Here is a 17,993-nt window from a genome sequence, read left to right on the forward strand (position 1 = left end):
GGCCCCCGGGGGGGGGGGGCGGGGGCCCCCCCCCCCCCGCCCCCGCGGGGGGGGGGGGGGGGGGCCGCCCCCGGGGGGGGGGCCCCCCGGGGGGGGGGGGGGCCCCCCCCCCCCCCCCCCCCCCCCCCACCGGTCTCAGCCCGTTCTCATCGTGTCCGCTCCGCCCGCCACGGCAGTTCGGCGGTCACCCGCGTGGGGCCGCCCGCCGGGGAGTCCACCACCAGGACCCCGTCCACCGCGTCCAGCCGCTCCGCCAGCCCGGCCAGTCCGGAACCCTCGGACACATCGGCGCCGCCCACGCCGTTGTCCACGATCTGGAGCATCAGCCGGTTCTCCGTCCGCCACACCTCCACGGCCGCCCAGGTCGCCCGCGAGTGCTTGCTGATGTTCTGCAGCAGCTCCGAGACCGTGAAGTAGGCGATGCCCTCGATGGCCGGCGCGGGCCGCTCCGCCAGGTCCACCTCCACCTTCACCGGCACCGTGCAGCGCGAGGCGATCGAGGACAGCGCGGCGTCCAGCCCCCGGTCGGTCAGCACCGCGGGATGGATGCCGCGGGCCAGGTCCCGCAACTCCTGCAGCGCCGTCTTCACCTCGCCGTGTGCCTCGTCCACCATCTGTGCCGCGACCTGCGGATCCTCCCGCAGCTTCTCCTTCGCCAGACCCAGATCCATGGCCAGAGCCACCAGCCGGGCCTGCGCCCCGTCGTGCAGATCGCGCTCGATGCGCCGCAGGTCCGCCGCCGCCGTGTCCACCACGACCCCGCGGTCCGACTCCAGCTCCACCACCCGTGTGGCCAGCCGCGACGGTCCGAGCAGCCCGTGCACCATCACCCGGTCCACCATCGTCAGCGCCCGCACGATCCACGGCGTGGCGAGGGTGAACAGCAGACCCACTCCCGCGGTCACCGTGATCTCGAACGGGTTGTCCAGGTAGATCTGGCGATGCTCGTCGCCGTACAGCTGTATGCCGTCCTGCCCGGCGTACATCGGGAAGGCCCAGAACCACAGCGGGTAGGTCAGCAGCGCCCAGCCCACCGACCAGACGGTCACGCTGACGACGAAGGAGAGCACCGTCCACGGCAGCTGCAGCACCGCGTACAGCAGGGCACGCCAGGAAGCGCCGCTCTTGAGCACGGCCCCGATCCACGCCATGAAGCCCTGCCGCTTCATCCGCAGCGGCTCCGGCTCGGCCACCTGCAGACCCAGCAGCCCCCGCGCCCGCGCCCGCTCCACCGCCCCGAACCCGCGGCAGCCGGCGAGCGCCGCCGCCAGCACCGGGACGCCGAGGAACGTCACCAGCAGGCCCGCCCCCAGTGACACCATCGTGATCGCGTAGGTGAACAGCAGAATGCTGATCGGCAGGCTCAGCAGCACATATCCCAGCTCGCGCCAGGTGCGTCCCTCGACCGGCGCGCGCAGCGCGGCCGGCAGCCGGTGCCGCCGTCCCTCGGCGTGCCCGGGATGTCCGGGCTCCGTGGTGAGCCCGTAGCCCTGTCCGTACTCCGTGCTCATCGGTGTCGTCCCTCTCCTCGTCCGGCGGCTGCGCTGTCGTACCTCCAGACTGCTCCGCCGCAGGTCGGCGGACCATGGAGTCCGTCGCAGTCTTGGGCGGGGGTTTTCCCTACCCCCGGCCGCGGACGGACGCTTCCCCGGGCGCCCTCCCGGTCCTGCCCGTGTCCTCGGCCAGGGCACCGGAACGGTCCCGCCACGGCAGCTCAGCCGTCACCGTCGTCGGACCGCCCTCCGGCGACTCCACGACGAACAGGCCGTCCACCGCGCCCAGCCGGTCGGCGAGGCCCCGCATACCCGTCCCGCCGTCCAGGCTCGCGCCCCCGCGCCCGTCGTCCCACACCTGTATGAGCAGCCGGCCCTCCGACCGCCACACGTCCACCGCGGCCGACCGGGCCCGGCTGTGCTTGCTGATGTTCTGCAGCAGCTCCGAGACGGTGAAGTAGGCGATGCCCTCGATGGCGGCGGCCGGCCGCTCGTCCAGGTCGGCCGTCACCTTCACCGGCACCGTGCAGCGCGAGGCGATCGAGGACAGCGCGGCGTCCAGCCCCCGGTCGGTCAGCACCGCGGGATGGATGCCCCGCGCGAGATCCCTCAGCTCCCGCAACGCCAGCTTCACCTCGCCGTGCGCCTCGTCGACCATCACCGCCGCGGCGTCGGGATCCTCCAGCAGCTTCTCCTTGGCCAGGCCCAGTCCCATCGCCAGATTGACCAGCCGGGCCTGCGCCCCGTCGTGCAGATCGCGCTCGATGCGCCGCAGGTCCGCCGCCGCCGTGTCCACCACGACCCCGCGGTCCGACTCCAACTCGGCGATGCGCCGCTCCAGTTCGTCGGAGGGCGACAGCAGACCGCGCACCATCGCCCGGTCGGCGTTGGCCAGGCCCCGCACGACGAACGGCAGCACCGGCCACAGCACGAACAGACCGGTCAGCGTGACGACGAAGGTGAGGATGCCCCATGGCAGCCGTATGAGCTCGTACAGGACGGTGCGCCAGCCCACCGGGTCCTTGACCGTCATCCACAGGTGCGGCCAGAACCCGCCGGAACCGCGCGTCGGCAGTCGGCTCGGCTCCTCCACCCGCACCCCGAGCAGCTTTCTGGCCCGTGCCCGTTCCATCCTGCCCAGCAGCCGGGAGCCCATCAGCCCGAGCGCGAGCAGCGGGAACCCGACCACCGTGACGGTCAGCCCGGCACCGGTGAACAGCATGGTCACCGTGTAGACGAAGCCGACCAGCGACACCGGCAGGTTCGCCAGGAGGTGGGCGATCTCCTTCCAGGTGTGCGCGTCGTACGCGAAACGGGCCGGCGGCGGGCGGTCGCCGCGCTCGGTCGGTTCCGGGACTGCCGTCATGGGCGTGCCCGGATTCGGGAAGGGTTCGGTCATGGGGACAAGCGTGCCCGGAGCCGGGGGCCGGCGCCATGAGGTGGACAGCCGGGATGCGCTGAGGAAAACTCCACCCCCGCATGCCGAGCGGTGACGGGCTGCTTACGGTGCATTTATCAGGGCCTAGACTCCCGTGCGTACAGACCGTCGAACCGTGACGTTCACCGGCACGGATCAAGGGCACGGCACAGGCATGGGCCAGGCATGGGCCAGGGCGCCGATCAAGGGAGTGAGGGGCGGACGTGCGGGAAACGACCGTCGTCGCGGCGGACTACTTCCAGTCCTACTCGGTCGTCGGACTGCTCGCCGTCGTCGGCCTGCTGTTCGTCGCCGTCGCCTTCGGGGCGGGACGCCTGCTGCGGCCGGTGGTCCCCACGCCCGAGAAGCTCCTGACGTACGAGTGCGGAGTCGACCCCGTGGGTGAGGGCTGGGCCCACACCCAGGTCCGCTACTACGTCTACGCCTTCCTCTACGTGATCTTCGCCGTCGACTCGATCTTTCTCTTCCCCTGGGCGACCGTCTTCGCCGCCGACGGCTACGGCGCGACCACCCTCGTGGAGATGTTCATCTTCCTCGGCTTCCTCGCCGTGGGACTGCTGTACGCATACAAGAAGGGCGTCCTGACATGGACGTGAACCCTGCCGCCCCCGAGCCCGTCCTGCTTCCGGAACCGAAGAGGCTCGGCGCGCTCGCCCGGCTGGCTCCCGAGCCGATGAAGGTGGTCCTCAACTGGGGCCGCCGCTACTCGCTGTGGGTCTTCAACTTCGGCCTCGCCTGCTGCGCGATCGAGTTCATCGCCGCGTCGATGGCCCGCCACGACTTCATCCGCCTCGGCGTCATCCCCTTCGCGCCGGGGCCGCGCCAGGCGGACCTGATGGTCGTCTCTGGCACGGTCACGGACAAGATGGCGCCCGCGGTGAAGCGCCTGTACGAGCAGATGCCCGAGCCCAAGTACGTCATCTCCTTCGGCGCGTGCAGCAACTGCGGCGGCCCGTACTGGGACTCCTACTCCGTCACCAAGGGCGTGGACCAGATCATCCCGGTCGACGTCTACGTCCCCGGCTGCCCGCCCCGGCCCGAGGCGCTGCTCCAGGGGATCCTGAAACTCCAGGAGAAGATCGCACGGGAGTCGCTGGGGGAGCGGTACGGGTCCGCCTCCGGCGCGGGGCGGCCGTCGACGGCGGCGCTGCAGAGCGGGCTGGTCCGGCCGCCGGCGCCGTCCGGTGAGGGGGAGGGCCGATGACCGCGGTCGGCTGGCTCCCCGCCGACGCCGAGGAACTGTTCGGTGCGGAGGCCACGGCGGAGGAGTCGTACGACGTCCTGACCGTCGACGTACCGCCCGCCTCCTGGATCACCGCGCTGGAGGCCGCGCGCGACCGGGTCGGCTGCACCTTCTTCGACTGGCTGAGCGCGGTCGACGAACCCGGCACCGGGTTCCACGTCACGGCGCACGTCGCGGCCCTGGCCCCGGTACGGCGCCTGCTGCTGCGCACCACGGTGCCGCACGAGGCCCCCACGCTGGCCTCCGCCGTGGACGTCTACGCGGGCGCCGCGTGGCACGAACGCGAGACGCACGAGATGTTCGGCGTCGACTTCACGGGCCACCCGGGCCTGGACCACCTGCTTCTTCCGGACGGTTTCGAGGGCCATCCCCTGCGCAAGGACTTCGTCCTCGCGGCCCGGGTCGCCAAGGCGTGGCCCGGCGCCAAGGAACCCGGGGAGCCCGCGGCGGGCGCGGCGCACGGCGGCCCCAAACGCCGCCAGATGCTTCCCCCCGGCGTTCCCGACCCCAACGAATGGGGCCCCCTCAAGGGCCAGCTCCCCCCGGCCCCGTCCCGCCCGGGCCGAGGCGCGGGCAGGACGGCGGCAGGCGCGGCACGACCAGCAGGAGACGGCCCCCGCCGTGCCCGCACGGCGGGGGAGGGTTCGGCGAGCCAGTCGGCCGCCGGGGCTCCCGCTCAGCCGCGCCGTGCCCGCACGGCGGGGGAGGGTTCGGCGAGCCAGTCGGCCGCCGGGGCTCCCGCCCAGCCGCGCCGTACCCGCACGGCGGGGGAGGGTTCGGCGAGCCAGTCGGCGGAGGCGCGCTCCGAGCCGACCGCTCCATCCGAGCCGACCGCTGCCCCCGCACGACGTGCGCGGAGCGCGAGTGAAGGTTCGGCGTCGCAGCGTTCCGGTGCCTCCGCGGCCGACGGCCCCCGCCGGGCGCGTACCGCGTCCGAGGGTTCCGCGAGCCGGCGCGCCGCGTCGGAGGCTCCGGCGGCGTCCGACGAATCCGCGGCAGCGGGCGACGAATCCGCCCCCGTGCCCACCGGGGACCGCCGGGACCAGAAGCCTCCCGCTGCTCCCCGCAGCCCGGACGCCCCCTGGCACCACGCCCGCCCCGCCTTCGCCCGACCCGAGGCGGAGACGAAGCCCGACACCGGTCCGGACCGTGAGACCCAGGGGGATGTGGCTCCGGACACCGGCTCGGAGCCCGAGGCCGAGGCCGGTCCCAGGCCGGCCCGCGAGGCCGAAGCGGTCCCCGAGCCCGGCTCGAAACTTGAAGGCGGGCCCAAGTCGGAACCCCGGCCGGTCCGAGAGCCTGCCCCCGAAGCCGAAGCCGAAGCCGAAGCCGAAGCCGAAGCCGAAGCCGAAGCCGAAGCCGAAGCCGAAGCCGAAGCCGAAGCCGAAGCCGTCTCCGAGGCCGGCTCGGAGAGCGAAAGCGGCCCCGGGACCCCCGCCCCCGAAGACCCCTCAGGAGGCCCGCGGTGAACGACGTGCTCGACGTCGCCCTGCGACTCCTGGTCGTGTTCGTCGTCTTCCTCACCTTCCCCCTGATCGTGGGCCAGACCGAGCACAAGGTGATGGCCCACATGCAGGGCCGCCTCGGCCCGATGTACGCCGGCGGCTTCCACGGCTGGGCCCAGCTCATCGCCGATGGCGTGAAGTTCGCGCAGAAGGAGGACGTGGTCCCGGCGGGAGCGGACCGACGTATCTTCCAGCTCGCCCCCGCCGTCGCCCTCCTGCCGTACCTCCTCGTCCTGCTCGCCATCCCGATCGGCCCGGGCGAGGGCGCGGTCGGCCAGGTGCTGGACGCCGGCGTGTTCTTCGTCCTCGCCGTCATGGGCGTGGGCGTCCTCGGCTCGCTCATGGCCGGCTGGGCCTCCGCCAACAAGTTCTCCCTCCTCGGCGGCCTGCGCACCGCCGCCCAGCTCCTCGCATACGAACTCCCGATGCTGCTCACCGCCGCCTCGGTGGCGATGGCGGCCGGCACGGTCTCCCTCGTCGGCATCCTCGACGCGTTCGAGTGGTGGTGGCTGCCCTGGCAGATCACCGGCGCGCTCGTCTTCTTCGTCGCCGGCCTCGCCGAACTCCAGCGTCCGCCCTTCGACATGCCGGTCGCCGACTCGGAGATCATCTTCGGCGCGTACACCGAATACACCGGCCTGCGCTTCGCCTTGTTCCTCCTCGCCGAGTACGCCGGGATCGTCGTCCTGTGCGGCCTGACCACCGTCCTGTTCCTGGGCGGCTGGCACGGCCCGTGGGGTGCCGACGGACTCGGCTGGGTCTGGACCCTGCTGAAGACCGCTGCCCTCGCCTTCGTCGTCATCTGGCTCCGCGTCACCTACCCCCGCCTGCGCGAGGACCAGCTCCAGAAACTCTCCTGGACCCTCCTCGTCCCCCTCTCCCTCGCCCAGATCGCCCTCACCGGCATCGTCAAGGTGGTGATCCGGTAACCATGACCGAGCCTCTTCCGCCCACCCGGCCCCGCATCCCCGGCTCCGGCCTGGCCAAGGGTCTGGCCGTCACCCTGCGGACGATGACGAAGAAGTCCGTCACCGCCCCGTACCCGGACACCCAGCCCGACCTCCCGCCCCGCACCCGCGGAGTGATCGGCCTGTTCGAGGAGAACTGCACGGTCTGCATGCTGTGCGCCCGCGAGTGCCCGGACTGGTGCATCTACATCGACTCCCACAAGGAGACGGTCCCGGCGGCGACCCCCGGCGGCCGCGAACGCAGCCGCAACGTCCTCGACCGCTTCGCCATCGACTTCTCCCTGTGCATGTACTGCGGTATCTGCATCGAGGTCTGTCCCTTCGACGCCCTGTTCTGGTCCCCGGAGTTCGAGTACGCCGAGACCGACATCCGCGACCTCACCCACGAGCGCGACAAGCTCCGCGAGTGGATGTGGACCGTTCCGGCCCCGCCCGCCCTCGACCCCGGCGCCGAGGAGCCGAAGGAACTCGCCGCCGCCCGCAAGACCGCCGACAAGCTCGCCGCCGCCCAGGCCGAACCGCAGGAGGAGAAGTCGTGATCCTCGCCGCAGCCGCAGGAACGGCCGCGCACGCCACGACCACCGCCGCCGCCGGGACGCACGGCTTCCTCTCCCCGACCGGCGTGGAGATCGCCTTCCTCCTCGTCGGCCTGGTCACCTTCGGGGCCGCCGTCATCACCGTCACCACCCGGCAGCTGGTGCACGCCGCCCTGTGGCTGGTGGTGGCCCTCGGTGGCCTCGCCGTCGAATACCTCCTGCTCACCGCCGAGTTCATCGCCTGGGTGCAGGTCCTCATCTACGTCGGTTCCGTGGTCGTCCTCCTCCTGTTCGGGCTCATGCTCACCAGGGCCCCCATCGGCCGCTCACCGGACGCCGACTCCGACAACCGCTGGGTCGCCCTCACCGTGGCCGTCGCCGCCGCGGCGGCCCTGGTCTGGGTCGTCGTCGACGCCTTCCGCACCACCTGGATCGACCTGGACGGCACCCCCGCCGGCTCCACGGACGTCACCGGCGCGAGTCTCTTCCAGCACTGGGTCCTCCCCTTCGAGGCCCTCTCCGTCCTCCTTCTCGCCGCCCTCGTCGGCGCGATCGTGCTGTCCCGCAAGGCGAAGGCCGACGCCGCGTCCGACGCGGCGGACACCCGGCGCGACACGGAAGGGGCCCGCTGATGCACCTCGCCTATCCCGCCGTCCTGTCCGCCCTCCTCTTCTGTACCGGCCTGTACGGCGTCCTCGCCCGCCGCAACGCGATCCTGGTCCTGATGTCGGTCGAGCTGATGCTCAACGCCGTCAACCTGAACCTGGTCGCCTTCGACGTCTGGCTCAGCCGGACCGCCGAGGACACCCTGCACTCCGGCCAGGCCCTCACCCTGTTCACCATCGCCATCGCCGCCGCCGAGATCGGCATCGGTCTGGCGATCGTCCTCGCCGTGTACCGCAACCGCGGCACCTCGGACATCGACAAGCTCCGCGACACCGCCGAGGGCCACGAGCCCGACGGCCCCGGCAGCGACGCCACCGGCCGCGAAGCCCCCGTGCCCCGGACGGCCGGCGAGAAGGCTGAGGCCACCGCGTGACCACGACCACCCTCGCCGTTCTCGTCCCCCTCCTTCCCTTCCTCGGCGCGCTCGCCGGGCTGCTCCTGGGCCGCACCGCCCCCGGCTTCGTCCGCCCGCTCGCCGTCCTGCCGGTGCTCGCCTCCCTCGTACTGGCCGCCGCGGTCGCCTGGCGCCAGGGCGGAGACCAGGCCGTCGACGCCGCGACCGAACTCACGCCCACCGGCTCGGTCCCGATCGAACTCGCCCTGCACATCGACGGCTTCGCCGCGCTGACCGCAGTCCTGGTCACCGTCGTCGCCACCTGCGTGCAGATCTACTCGACGGGTTACCTGCGCGACGACCCGCGCTACCCCTCCTACGCCGCCCTCGTCTCCCTGTTCACCTCCGCGATGCTCCTGGTCGTCTACTCCGGCGACCTGATGGTGCTGCTGGTCGGCTGGGAAGTCATGGGCATCTGCTCCTACTTCCTCGTCGGCCACTACTGGGAGACCCCCGAGGCCCGCGCCGCCTCCCTCAAGGCCTTCCTGGTCACCAAACTCGGTGATGTCCCCTTTCTCATCGGTCTGTTCGCCCTGGCCACCGAGACCGGGTCCTTCCGCATCACCCGGATCCTCGACGCCGTCGCGAACGGCGGCATCGAGCACCCCACGCTGATCGCCCTGCTGCTCCTGGCGGGCGTGGCCGGCAAGTCGGCACAGTTCCCGCTGCACACCTGGCTCCCCGACGCGATGGCGGGCCCGACCCCCGTCTCCGCGCTGATCCACGCCGCGACCATGGTCGCCGCCGGCGTCTACTTCATCGCCCGTCTCCTCCCGCTCTTCGAGGCCTCGCGGGCCGCGATGACCGTCCTCGCCGGCATGGCCGCCGTGACCATGGTCGGCTCGGCGCTCGCCGCGCTCGCCCAGGACGACATCAAACGTGTCCTCGCCTACTCGACGATCGGCCAGCTCGGCTACATGACCGGCGCCCTCGCCGTCGCCGACCGCGGCGCCGCCGTCTTCCACCTCCTGTCCCACGGTGCCTTCAAGGCGCTGCTGTTCCTCGCGGCCGGCGTGATCATCCACGCCTCCGGCACCAACTCCCTGGCCACCATGTCCCGCATGGGCAACCTGCGGGACCGGGTCCCCGACGCCTACTGGACGATGACCGTGGCACTCCTCGCGCTCGCCGCGATCCCGCCGTTCAGCGGTTTCTTCTCCAAAGAGGCCGTCCTCGGAGTCGCCGAACACGTCGTCACCGGCCACACCGGACACGCCCCCGCCGCAGCGGGCTGGATCGTCCTCCTCGCCGGCCTCGTCACCGCCCTGCTGACCGCCGCGTACGCGATGCGCCTGTGGCTGCTGGCCTTCCGCGGACACGGCGCCGAAGCACCCGACCACGGCAGACAGCCGCTGACGATGACCGCGGTGCTGTGGGTGCTCGCCGTACCGTCCCTCGCGCTCGGCGGTTTCGCCTTCCGCGTACTGCCCGACTGGTTCGACGGCCACGACCTGACCCCGACGCTCACCACCTCCGTGCTCGGCACGGGTGTGGCCCTGGTCGGCGGCATCATCACCTACGCCACCTGGCGGCACACCACCGCACATGCCGCCCGCGTCCCCCTCGGCGCCGTCGCCGCCCACCCCGAGGGCGACGCCGGACTGGTCGAGGCGGAGGCCATCGCCAGCCACGAACCGGCCTACGGGGACATCGCGTACGCACCCGACCCGTCGGACCCCGGGCGGCTGCTGCTCGGCCCGCTGCACCGCCACGCGGCCGCCGGCTTCCACCTGGACGTCGTGTACACGACCCTCTTCGTCCGCCCGGTCCGCGCAGGCGCGAGCCTCGTCCGGTTCCTCGACCGCGAGGTCGTCGAGACCTACGTACGCGGCGCGGGCACGCTGCCCCGCTGGCTCGGCGCCGCCGTACGACGGGCTCAGACCGGCAATCTGCAGACCTATGTGAGCGCGCTGCTCGCCGGCACCGTCGTCCTCGCGGTCGCCGCCGTCCTCGTCGCCACGGGAGCGTGAGCAGGCGTGATCGATATCAACGAGTCCGTGATGCAGTTCCTTCTGGCATTCCTCGTCGTCGGCCCGCTCCTCGGCGCCGCCGCCGCTCTCCTGCCGGCCCCGCCGGGACTGAAGGGGAAGTCACCCGACCAGGCGGTGCTCCGCCACGGTGTGACCGTCACCGCCGCGATCCTCATCGCGGCGATCGTCCTCGCGCTCGGCTTCGACCACGGCCGGCCGTCGAAGATGCAGGCCACGACCGACATCAGCTGGATCCCCGCACTGGACGTGCGCATCCACCTCGGCACCGACGGCATCTCCCTCCCCCTTCTGGTCCTGACCGCGCTGCTGACCTTCCTCTGCGCGCTCTACTCGTACTTCAAGCCGCCCGCGGGACCTTCCCCGAAGGCGTTCGTCGCCCTGCTGCTCGTCCTCGAGTCCGGCACCCTCGCGACCTTCGCCGTCCTCGACCTGATCCTGTTCTTCCTCGCCTTCGAGACGGTCCTCATCCCGATGTACTTCCTCATCGCCCGCTGGGGCGGCGAGGGCCGGGCCGGGGCCGCCTGGAAGTTCATCCTCTACACACTGCTCGGCTCCGTGGTCATGCTGCTCGGCCTGCTCCTGATCGGAATCAAGGCGGGCACATTCGACATGGTGGCACTCGCCACTGACAACGGCCGGTCACTGACCACATCCGTGCAGGTCATCGCTGTTCTGGCGATCGGTGTCGGGCTCGCGGTCAAGACCCCGATGTGGCCGCTGCACAGCTGGCTGCCCGACGCCCACACCGCCGCGCCGACCGTCGGCTCGGTCCTGCTGGCCGGCGTCCTGCTGAAGATGGGCACCTACGGGTTCGTCCGGATCCTGCTGCCCGCCGCGCCGGACGGCTTCCGTACCTTCGCGCCGTACCTCGCCGCGTTCGCCGTCGTCGGTGTCATCTACGGGTCCCTCGCCTGCCTGGCCCTCGCCAAGCGGGGCGCGAAGGGCGATCTCAAACGTCTCATCGCCTACTCCTCCGTCGGTCACATGGGCTTCGTCCTCCTCGGCATCGCGACCATGACCCCGACCGGCGTCAACGGCGCCCTGTTCGCCAACATCGCCCACGGCCTCATCACCGGCCTGCTGTTCTTCCTGGTCGGCGCCCTCAAGGACCGCACCGGCAGCACCGACCTCGACACTCTGGCCAAAGAGACCGGCGCCGCCCTCTACGGCAGGGCCCCGCGCCTCGGCGGCCTGCTCGCGTTCGCTGCCGTCGCCTCCCTCGGCCTGCCCGGCCTCGCCGGATTCTGGGGCGAGATGCTCGCCCTGTTCGGCGCCTTCGACCCCGCCGAAGGCCTCAGCCGCCCCGCCTTCCTCACCTTCATGGCCATCGGCGCGTTCGGCACCCTGCTGACGGCGGCGTACCTGCTGATCGTGGTCCGCCGGGTCTGTATGGGCGCAGCACCGCAGGACGCCCCGAAACTCACCGACGTGCGCTCCTACGAGTTCGCGGCCTGGACCCCGCTCGTCGTCCTCACCGTCGTCGCCGGCCTGTGGCCGAGGGTCCTCCTCGGACTGACCGACCCGGCCGTGCAGCAGCTCCTCGCAGGAGGCACCCGATGAGCTCCCTCGTCCAGTCCGTCGACTGGTTGGCCATCGCGCCGCCCACCATCGCGGCGGTCGTCGGACTCGTCGTCCTCGTCGCCGACCTCTTCGTGAGCGAGGCCAGGAAGCCGCTCCTCGGCCGGCTCTCGGTGGCTGGACTCGCCGCCGCCACACTGATGCTGCTGCCCCTCCTCGACGCCGACCGCAGCACCTTCTGCCTGGTCGGCGACGAAGGCGTGTGCAGCTACACCGCGGACCGTTTCACCCTCGTCATCCAGTTCCTGGTCCTCGGCGGCGCCTTCCTGGCCGCCCTCCTGTCCGTCACCGCCCTGAAGGACGAAGGCAAACGGCTCCCCGAGGGCGAGTACTGGTTCCTGTTCCTCTCCTCCGCGGCCGGTGCCGCCCTCCTGCCCGCCTCCCGCGACCTCGCGACCCTCATCGTCGCCCTGGAGGTCGCCTCCCTGCCGGCCTTCGCCCTGGTCGGCCTGCGGCACGGCGACCGGAAGTCCTCCGAAGCGGCCCTGAAGTTCTTCCTGTCCTCCGTCACCGCCACCGCGGTCAGCCTGCTGGGCATCAGCTTCGTCTACGCCGCCACCGGAACCCTCCACCTCACCCTGATCGCCGAACGTATCCAGGACGTCGACGGACAGTTCCACACCCTCACCCAGACCGGCGTCGTCCTCACCCTCATCGGCTTCGCCTTCAAGACCGCAGCCGTCCCCTTCCACTTCTGGGTTCCCGACACCTATGTGGGCGCCCCCCTGCCGATCGCCGCCTACCTGTCGGTCATCGGCAAAGCGGTCGGCTTCTCCGGCCTGGTCCTCGTCACCGTCGTCGCTCTCCCGTCGTACGCCGACGTCTGGGGCCCGGCCCTCGCCGCGCTGGCCGCCCTCACCATGACCGTCGGCAACGTGGGCGCCCTCAGACAACAGGCCACACGCGCGTACAGCGCGGTACGCCTCCTCGCCTGGTCGTCCGTCGGCCAGGCCGGCTACCTCCTGGTGCCGATCGCCGCCGCCGCGTACTCCGGCGACGCCGAGAAATCGATCGGCTCCACCGTCGCCTACGCCCTCATGTACGGCGCCGTGAACCTGGGCGCGTTCGCCGTGGCCGCCCTCGTCGGCCGCGCACACCGCCTCAACCGCGTCACCGACTACCGCGGCCTCTACGCCTCCAGCCCCCTCACCGCGCTCCTCCTGGGCTTCTTCCTGCTCTGCCTCGCCGGACTCCCGCCGGGCATCATCGGTCTCTTCGCCAAGGTCACCGTGTTCTCCGCGGCCGTCGACGCCGGACTGGGCTGGCTCGCCGTCGTCATGGCCGTCAACGTCGTCATCGCGCTGGTCTACTACCTCCAGTGGACGGCCCTGCTGTTCCGCGCCCCCGAGGGCGAACCGGTGAAGCACCGAATCCCCGCACCCCTCACCGCCGCCCTCGCCCTGACCGGTGTCATCGGCATCGCCCTGTCCGGCGCACCCCAGCTGGTCCTGCGCTTCACCGGCACCGGGCTCTTCTGAGCGCACCGGGCCGCGCCCCGCACGCGCGTACGGCCACGGCACGCCCACGCGCGTGTGCCGCCCGGGCCCGCGGCCGTCGTGGTGCCCGTGCCGGTACGCCCATGCGCGCGTGCCGCCCGGGACACTCCGGACGGCCGTCACCCGGACGGTTGACACGCGCCACCGCGCGCACAAGGGAACTAGTCCCCTTCGCCTGGCGTTGACCGGTACGGGAGGGTCCACTGGACGTGACACCACGAGACCGGTGGACAGCGCAGGTCAGAAGGAAGATCAGCAAGCAAGGGTCCCCCTGCCGCACGACTTGGAGGGCGTACCGTGCACCGCCGGCACAACGGGCTCAGGACAGCAGTCCTCCTCGGGGGACTGTCCGCACTCATCATCGTCATCGGCAGCTTCTTCGGCCGCATGGGGCTCGTCGTCGCCGTCCTGATCGCGCTGGGCACCAACGCGTACGCGTACTGGAACAGCGACAAGCTGGCCCTGCGCGCGATGCGCGCCCGCCCGGTGAGCGAGTTCGAGGCCCCGGGGCTGTACCGCATGGTCCGCGAGCTCTCCACCCAGGCCCGCCAGCCCATGCCGCACCTGTACATCTCCCCGACGGAGGCCCCCAACGCCTTCGCCACCGGCCGCAACCCGCGCAACGCCGCCGTGTGCTGCACCGAAGGCATCCTGCGCCTGCTCGACGAGCGGGAGTTGCGCGGCGTCATCGGCCACGAGCTCAGCCATGTCTACAACCGCGACATCCTGATCTCCTCGGTCGCCGGCGCCCTCGCCTCCGTGATCATGTTCCTGGTCAACTTCGCCTGGCTGATCCCGATCGGCCGCTCGGACGACGACGACGGCCCCGGCCTCCTCGGGATGCTGCTGATCATGATCCTCGGCCCGCTCGCCGCGTCCCTCATCCAACTGGCCATCAGCCGCTCCCGGGAGTACGAGGCCGACGCCTCCGGCGCCCAGCTCACCGGGGACCCACTCGCCCTCGCCGGCGCCCTGCGCAAACTGGAACACGGCACCAAACAGCTCCCCTTGCCCCCCGAGCCCCGCATCGAGACGGCCAGCCACATGATGATCGCGAACCCGTTCCGCCCGGGCCAGGGGCTCTCGAAGATGTTCTCCACCCACCCGCCGATGGCGGAACGCATCGCCCGGCTCGAGAAGATGGCAGGTCACCACCAATGAAGACCATCCTGAATCTCATATGGCTCGTCTTCAGCGGCTTCTGGCTGTTCCTCGGCTACCTGCTCGCGGGCGTGCTGCTCTGCATCACGGTCATCGGCATCCCCTTCGGCGTCGCCGCCTTCCGCATAGGTGTCTACGCCCTGTGGCCCTTCGGGTACACGACGGTCGAGCGCCGGGACGCGGGAGCCCCTTCCTTCCTCGTCAACGTGCTGTGGCTGCTCCTCGCGGGCTGGTGGCTGGCGCTCGGCCACATCCTCACCGGTATCGCCCTGTGCGTGACGCTCATCGGAATCCCGCTGGGCCTCGCCAACTTCAAGCTGATCCCGGTCTCACTGTTCCCGCTGGGCCGCGAGATCGTGCGGACGGACCAGGCGTTCACGCAGCGCTGACAAGGCGGGACGCGCCCTCATGGTCACGTCGTGACCTGGGCGTTGTCCACAACCCAGAGGTTGTCCACAGGCCCGCACGAATGTCAGTGGCGACCCGCATCATGAATCCATGACCGAGCACGAGCAGTTGCTGACACAGGTGGCGGACAAGGCCCGCAACACCCGCCCATGGGGCTGGCCTTCCCTCCCCGACCCCGTCGACGCGGCCACACTGGCACGCGCCGAGGCCACTCTGGGCTTCGCCCTGCCCCCGCTGCTCGCCGAGCTCTATCTGCGCATAGCGGACGGTGGATTCGGCCCCGAGTACGGATTGCTGCCCCTGCTGGACAGCGCGCCCTCCGGTGAACCCGCCGTCGTGACCCAGTACCTCGCCAACCGCATGAGCGGCCGCGAGGATCCCGACTGGCCCTGGCCCGAGGGAATGCTGCCCATATCCCACTGGGGCTGTGGCATGTACGCCTGCGTCGACTGCCGCTCGTCCCAGGCCACCGTCCTCCTCTTCGAACCCAACCCGGGCGACCCCGACCACGCCTGGTTCCTCGACGCGCCCGGCCTCACGGACTGGCTCCATTCCTGGGTCCGGGGCACGGGCTGGTACGAGGAGGGGAACGAGGGGACGGACCTGGCCCCCTGGACCGGGTTCGCGGACCGCGGGACGCCGGTGCCGACGTCCTGACCGAGCTCCGCGAAGGCCGCCGTGACGCCCGGAAGAGCATCCCCGAGCTCAAGGCCCTAGAGGGCCGGGCGTCCCCGGGGAACCCACCGCACCTGCGAGCGCGGCCCGCTCGCACCCGGGCCCGCCACGACTACCGCCCGCCCCCGACCCGCCGCCGCACGCCGTAAGCCGCCATCCCCACCACCAGCACCCCCGCGCCCACGGCCACCGGGACCCACGGCAGCGAGAACGCCAGCGCCAGGCACCCGGCGAGCCCCACCGCCGGCACCACCCGCGTCACCGGCCGTGAATCGAGCGTCCAGGCCGATGCGTTGGCCACCGCGTAGTACGTCAGCACACCGAAGGAGGAGAACCCGATGGCGCCCCGCACATCCACCGTGGCGGCCAGGACGGCGACCACAGCGCCCACGGCCAACTCCGCCCGGTGCGGCACCCGGAACCGAGGATGCACGGCGGCGAGGGCACCCGGCAGATGCCGGTCCCGGGCCATGGCCAGCGTCGTCCGTGAGACCCCCAGGACCAGGGCGAGCAGCGAACCCAGCGCGGCCACCGCCGCCCCCACCCGCACCACCGGCACCAGCCCGGGAACACCGGCGGCCCGCACCGCGTCGGCGAGCGGCGCGGTGGCGTCACCCAGCCCCTTCGACCCCAGTACCGAGAGGACGGCCACAGCGACAGCCGCGTACACGACCAGCGCGATGCCCAGGGCCAGCGGGATCGCCCGGGGGATGGTGCGCGCAGGATCCCGGACCTCCTCACCGAGGGTCGCGATACGGGCGTACCCGGCGAAGGCGAAGAACAGCAGACCGGCCGCCTGAAGCACCCCGCCGGCACCGCCGGAGACCCCGATGCCCAGCCGCCCGGCTTCGGCCTCTCCCGACGTCAGACACATGACCACAACGGAAGCGAGGACAGCCAGGACCACACCCACGATCGCCCGCGTCAGCCACGCGGACTTCTGGACACCGCCGTAGTTCACCGCGGTCAGCGCCACCACGGCGGCCACCGCCACGGCGTGCGCCTGCCCCGGCCAGACGTACGCGCCCACGGTGAGGGCCATCGCCGCGCAGGAGGCCGTTTTCCCGACCACGAACGCCCAGCCCGCGAGGTAACCCCAGAAGTCCCCGAGCCGCTCGCGCCCGTACACGTACGTGCCGCCCGAGGCCGGGTACAGGGTGGCGAGGCGCGCCGACGACGTGGCGTTGCAGTAGGCGACCACGGCGGCGACCGCCAGCCCGAGGAGCAGTCCGGAACCGGCCGCGTGCGCGGCGGGCGCCAGGGCTGCGAAGATCCCGGCTCCCACCATCGAGCCGAGACCGATGATCACGGCGTCACCGACGCCGAGCGTACGCCGCAGGGCGGGGCCGGACGTCTCTGTCATGAGGCCGCACCCTACTGATCACGTGCAACCGGCAGGTGTACGCGTGACGTCCTTCACGGTGCGAGGAGAGCGGGAAAGGGGCAGGTACACGGCATGACGATCATCAGCTGGATCATCCTGGGACTGTTGGCCGGAGCCATGGCGAAGTTCCTGCTGCCCGGCCGTGATCCGGGCGGCCTCATCGGCACGACGCTGATCGGCGTCGCCGGTGCGTTCATCGGGGGCTGGATATCGGCGCGTTGGCTGGACCACCCGATCACCAAGGACTTCTACGACGGCACCACCTGGGCCGCCGCGATCGGCGGCTCGCTCGTCCTCCTGATCGCCTACCGCATCCTGTTCGGCCACTCGCGCGACTGACCGCGCACCGCGCGCGGCGGGCCCTGAGCCGCAGCCGGCGGGCGAGAAGGGTGGTCACCGCCCGCGTGCCCACCCTTCCTCGTGCCCGTGCGGCGCACGAACGCCACCGGCCCCGGCCCGCTCGGCCGGACCTACCGGTAGTTCACGTACCGCCCGCCTGAAGCCCTGACCTGCATGTGATCCCCGAAAGGGGATGTGACGTGCAGAAACTACTTTCAGTAATTGCCATCGTTTCGCAGGGTTACTCGGGGCCTTGTGCCCTGCAAGTGCCCTCGCGTGCCCGCGCCCCGCCTGGCTCCGTTCATCTGCCACCGCAGACAGAGCGGCGCCGCCCGATGCTCACAACACCGGACGGCGCCTTGATCCGAACCCCTTCGCATCAAGGAGTCCAGACCCATGCCGGACCGTACCCCGGACGCCGTCCGCGACTTCCTCGCGGTCGTCCTCGACGCCCTCGACATTCCCGCGCCCGCCACGGTCGGCGACGAGCAGGCGCACGACCGGGTGCTGTGCGACCGCGCCGCGCACGCGAAGATCGCGCTCCGCGACGCCCTCGACGGCGGCCCGCTCGGCATCGAGTGGACGACCCGGTACCTCCGCGAGCGCCTCGCCGAGACGCCGCCCGCCGGCTACGTCACCAGCGAGCAGGCGCGCACCGCGCTGGCCGCGGGCAAGTCGTGGTCCGAGGCAGTCACGCCCCAGGGTGGTGCGGCGTGAC

18 protein-coding genes are annotated in these 17,993 nt (G+C 71.7%); 15 read left to right on the forward strand and 3 right to left on the reverse strand.

The window, feature by feature from the left end:
* Positions 1 to 146 precede the first annotated feature (146 nt).
* Positions 147 to 1,511: a sensor histidine kinase gene (locus ACH4VX_RS33080; RefSeq protein WP_398372728.1), complete on the reverse strand. Its 1,365-nt coding sequence runs from the start codon at positions 1,509 to 1,511 to the stop codon at positions 147 to 149.
* Positions 1,512 to 1,620: 109 nt separating this feature from the next.
* Positions 1,621 to 2,892, reverse strand: a complete 1,272-nt coding sequence (locus ACH4VX_RS33085; protein WP_398372730.1) for a sensor histidine kinase — start codon at positions 2,890 to 2,892, stop codon at positions 1,621 to 1,623.
* A 242-nt stretch (positions 2,893 to 3,134) separates the two neighbouring features.
* Here ACH4VX_RS33085 and ACH4VX_RS33090 point away from each other — a divergent pair, with 242 nt between their 5' ends.
* The 13 genes from ACH4VX_RS33090 to ACH4VX_RS33150 all read left to right on the forward strand — a co-directional run bounded on the left by ACH4VX_RS33090 (position 3,135) and on the right by ACH4VX_RS33150 (position 15,534).
* Positions 3,135 to 3,527: an NADH-quinone oxidoreductase subunit A gene (locus ACH4VX_RS33090; RefSeq protein WP_030860845.1), complete on the forward strand. Its 393-nt coding sequence runs from the start codon at positions 3,135 to 3,137 to the stop codon at positions 3,525 to 3,527.
* A complete protein-coding gene (locus ACH4VX_RS33095; RefSeq protein ID WP_398372732.1) occupies positions 3,518 to 4,135 on the forward strand; it encodes an NADH-quinone oxidoreductase subunit B in 618 nt (205 codons plus the stop codon). The genes ACH4VX_RS33090 and ACH4VX_RS33095 overlap by 10 nt, the downstream gene beginning before the upstream one ends.
* Complete coding sequence (locus tag ACH4VX_RS33100) at positions 4,132 to 5,643, forward strand: NADH-quinone oxidoreductase subunit C (protein ID WP_398372734.1); 1,512 nt, start codon at positions 4,132 to 4,134, stop codon at positions 5,641 to 5,643. The genes ACH4VX_RS33095 and ACH4VX_RS33100 overlap by 4 nt, the downstream gene beginning before the upstream one ends.
* Entirely contained in the window at positions 5,640 to 6,608 is a 969-nt protein-coding gene (locus ACH4VX_RS33105; RefSeq protein ID WP_398372736.1) for an NADH-quinone oxidoreductase subunit H, read from the forward strand. The genes ACH4VX_RS33100 and ACH4VX_RS33105 overlap by 4 nt, the downstream gene beginning before the upstream one ends.
* Positions 6,609 to 6,610: 2 nt before the next feature.
* Positions 6,611 to 7,186: a NuoI/complex I 23 kDa subunit family protein gene (locus ACH4VX_RS33110; RefSeq protein ID WP_398372738.1), complete on the forward strand. Its 576-nt coding sequence runs from the start codon at positions 6,611 to 6,613 to the stop codon at positions 7,184 to 7,186.
* Complete coding sequence (locus ACH4VX_RS33115; RefSeq protein WP_398372740.1) at positions 7,183 to 7,815, forward strand: NADH-quinone oxidoreductase subunit J; 633 nt, start codon at positions 7,183 to 7,185, stop codon at positions 7,813 to 7,815. The genes ACH4VX_RS33110 and ACH4VX_RS33115 overlap by 4 nt, the downstream gene beginning before the upstream one ends.
* Positions 7,815 to 8,222: an NADH-quinone oxidoreductase subunit NuoK gene (gene nuoK / locus ACH4VX_RS33120; protein WP_398372741.1), complete on the forward strand. Its 408-nt coding sequence runs from the start codon at positions 7,815 to 7,817 to the stop codon at positions 8,220 to 8,222. Before ACH4VX_RS33115 ends, nuoK begins: the two co-directional genes overlap by 1 nt.
* On the forward strand, positions 8,219 to 10,213 hold the full coding sequence (locus tag ACH4VX_RS33125) for an NADH-quinone oxidoreductase subunit L (protein WP_398372743.1): 1,995 nt from the start codon (positions 8,219 to 8,221) through the stop codon (positions 10,211 to 10,213). The genes nuoK and ACH4VX_RS33125 overlap by 4 nt, the downstream gene beginning before the upstream one ends.
* 6 nt (positions 10,214 to 10,219) lie before the next feature.
* Positions 10,220 to 11,794 (forward strand): NuoM family protein, encoded by a 1,575-nt coding sequence (locus ACH4VX_RS33130; protein WP_398372745.1) that lies wholly within the window; start codon positions 10,220 to 10,222, stop codon positions 11,792 to 11,794.
* On the forward strand, positions 11,791 to 13,290 hold the full coding sequence (locus tag ACH4VX_RS33135) for an NADH-quinone oxidoreductase subunit N (protein WP_398372747.1): 1,500 nt from the start codon (positions 11,791 to 11,793) through the stop codon (positions 13,288 to 13,290). The genes ACH4VX_RS33130 and ACH4VX_RS33135 overlap by 4 nt, the downstream gene beginning before the upstream one ends.
* Before the next feature lie 315 nt (positions 13,291 to 13,605).
* The gene (htpX, locus tag ACH4VX_RS33140; RefSeq protein ID WP_398372749.1) at positions 13,606 to 14,469 is read left to right on the forward strand and encodes a zinc metalloprotease HtpX; all 864 of its coding nucleotides are present in this window, start codon (positions 13,606 to 13,608) and stop codon (positions 14,467 to 14,469) included.
* A complete protein-coding gene (locus ACH4VX_RS33145) occupies positions 14,466 to 14,858 on the forward strand; it encodes a YccF domain-containing protein (protein WP_398372751.1) in 393 nt (130 codons plus the stop codon). Before htpX ends, ACH4VX_RS33145 begins: the two co-directional genes overlap by 4 nt.
* Before the next feature lie 109 nt (positions 14,859 to 14,967).
* A complete protein-coding gene (locus ACH4VX_RS33150; RefSeq protein ID WP_398372753.1) occupies positions 14,968 to 15,534 on the forward strand; it encodes an SMI1/KNR4 family protein in 567 nt (188 codons plus the stop codon).
* Between the two features lie 130 nt (positions 15,535 to 15,664).
* Here ACH4VX_RS33150 and ACH4VX_RS33155 read toward each other — a convergent pair whose 3' ends face one another.
* Positions 15,665 to 16,915, reverse strand: coding sequence for an APC family permease (locus tag ACH4VX_RS33155; RefSeq protein ID WP_398372754.1), 1,251 nt, complete (start codon positions 16,913 to 16,915; stop codon positions 15,665 to 15,667).
* Between the two features lie 93 nt (positions 16,916 to 17,008).
* Here ACH4VX_RS33155 and ACH4VX_RS33160 point away from each other — a divergent pair, with 93 nt between their 5' ends.
* Together ACH4VX_RS33160 and ACH4VX_RS33165 are read left to right on the forward strand one after the other, a co-directional pair.
* A complete protein-coding gene (locus ACH4VX_RS33160; protein ID WP_398372756.1) occupies positions 17,009 to 17,275 on the forward strand; it encodes a GlsB/YeaQ/YmgE family stress response membrane protein in 267 nt (88 codons plus the stop codon).
* 396 nt (positions 17,276 to 17,671) lie between these two features.
* Entirely contained in the window at positions 17,672 to 17,992 is a 321-nt protein-coding gene (locus ACH4VX_RS33165; protein ID WP_398372758.1) for a hypothetical protein, read from the forward strand.
* The last annotated feature ends 1 nt before the right edge of the window (position 17,993 follow it).

The organism is Streptomyces sp. NPDC020731 (assembly GCF_044334705.1).
In the GTDB taxonomy this organism is placed as follows: Bacteria; Actinomycetota; Actinomycetes; order Streptomycetales; family Streptomycetaceae; genus Streptomyces.

Bases quoted from the DNA above. Each gene is read 5' to 3' on its own strand.
- ACH4VX_RS33160 (WP_398372756.1), top strand. From the start codon at position 17,009: ATGACGATCATCAGCTGGATCATCCTGGGACTGTTGGCCGGAGCCATG.
- ACH4VX_RS33080 (WP_398372728.1), bottom strand. From the start codon at position 1,511: ATGAGCACGGAGTACGGACAGGGCTACGGGCTCACCACGGAGCCCGGA.
- ACH4VX_RS33100 (WP_398372734.1), top strand. From the start codon at position 4,132: ATGACCGCGGTCGGCTGGCTCCCCGCCGACGCCGAGGAACTGTTCGGT.
- ACH4VX_RS33145 (WP_398372751.1), top strand. From the start codon at position 14,466: ATGAAGACCATCCTGAATCTCATATGGCTCGTCTTCAGCGGCTTCTGG.
- nuoK (WP_398372741.1), top strand. From the start codon at position 7,815: ATGCACCTCGCCTATCCCGCCGTCCTGTCCGCCCTCCTCTTCTGTACC.
- ACH4VX_RS33150 (WP_398372753.1), top strand. From the start codon at position 14,968: ATGACCGAGCACGAGCAGTTGCTGACACAGGTGGCGGACAAGGCCCGC.
- ACH4VX_RS33135 (WP_398372747.1), top strand. From the start codon at position 11,791: ATGAGCTCCCTCGTCCAGTCCGTCGACTGGTTGGCCATCGCGCCGCCC.
- ACH4VX_RS33095 (WP_398372732.1), top strand. From the start codon at position 3,518: ATGGACGTGAACCCTGCCGCCCCCGAGCCCGTCCTGCTTCCGGAACCG.
- ACH4VX_RS33165 (WP_398372758.1), top strand. From the start codon at position 17,672: ATGCCGGACCGTACCCCGGACGCCGTCCGCGACTTCCTCGCGGTCGTC.
- ACH4VX_RS33110 (WP_398372738.1), top strand. From the start codon at position 6,611: ATGACCGAGCCTCTTCCGCCCACCCGGCCCCGCATCCCCGGCTCCGGC.
- ACH4VX_RS33085 (WP_398372730.1), bottom strand. From the start codon at position 2,892: ATGACCGAACCCTTCCCGAATCCGGGCACGCCCATGACGGCAGTCCCG.
- ACH4VX_RS33155 (WP_398372754.1), bottom strand. From the start codon at position 16,915: ATGACAGAGACGTCCGGCCCCGCCCTGCGGCGTACGCTCGGCGTCGGT.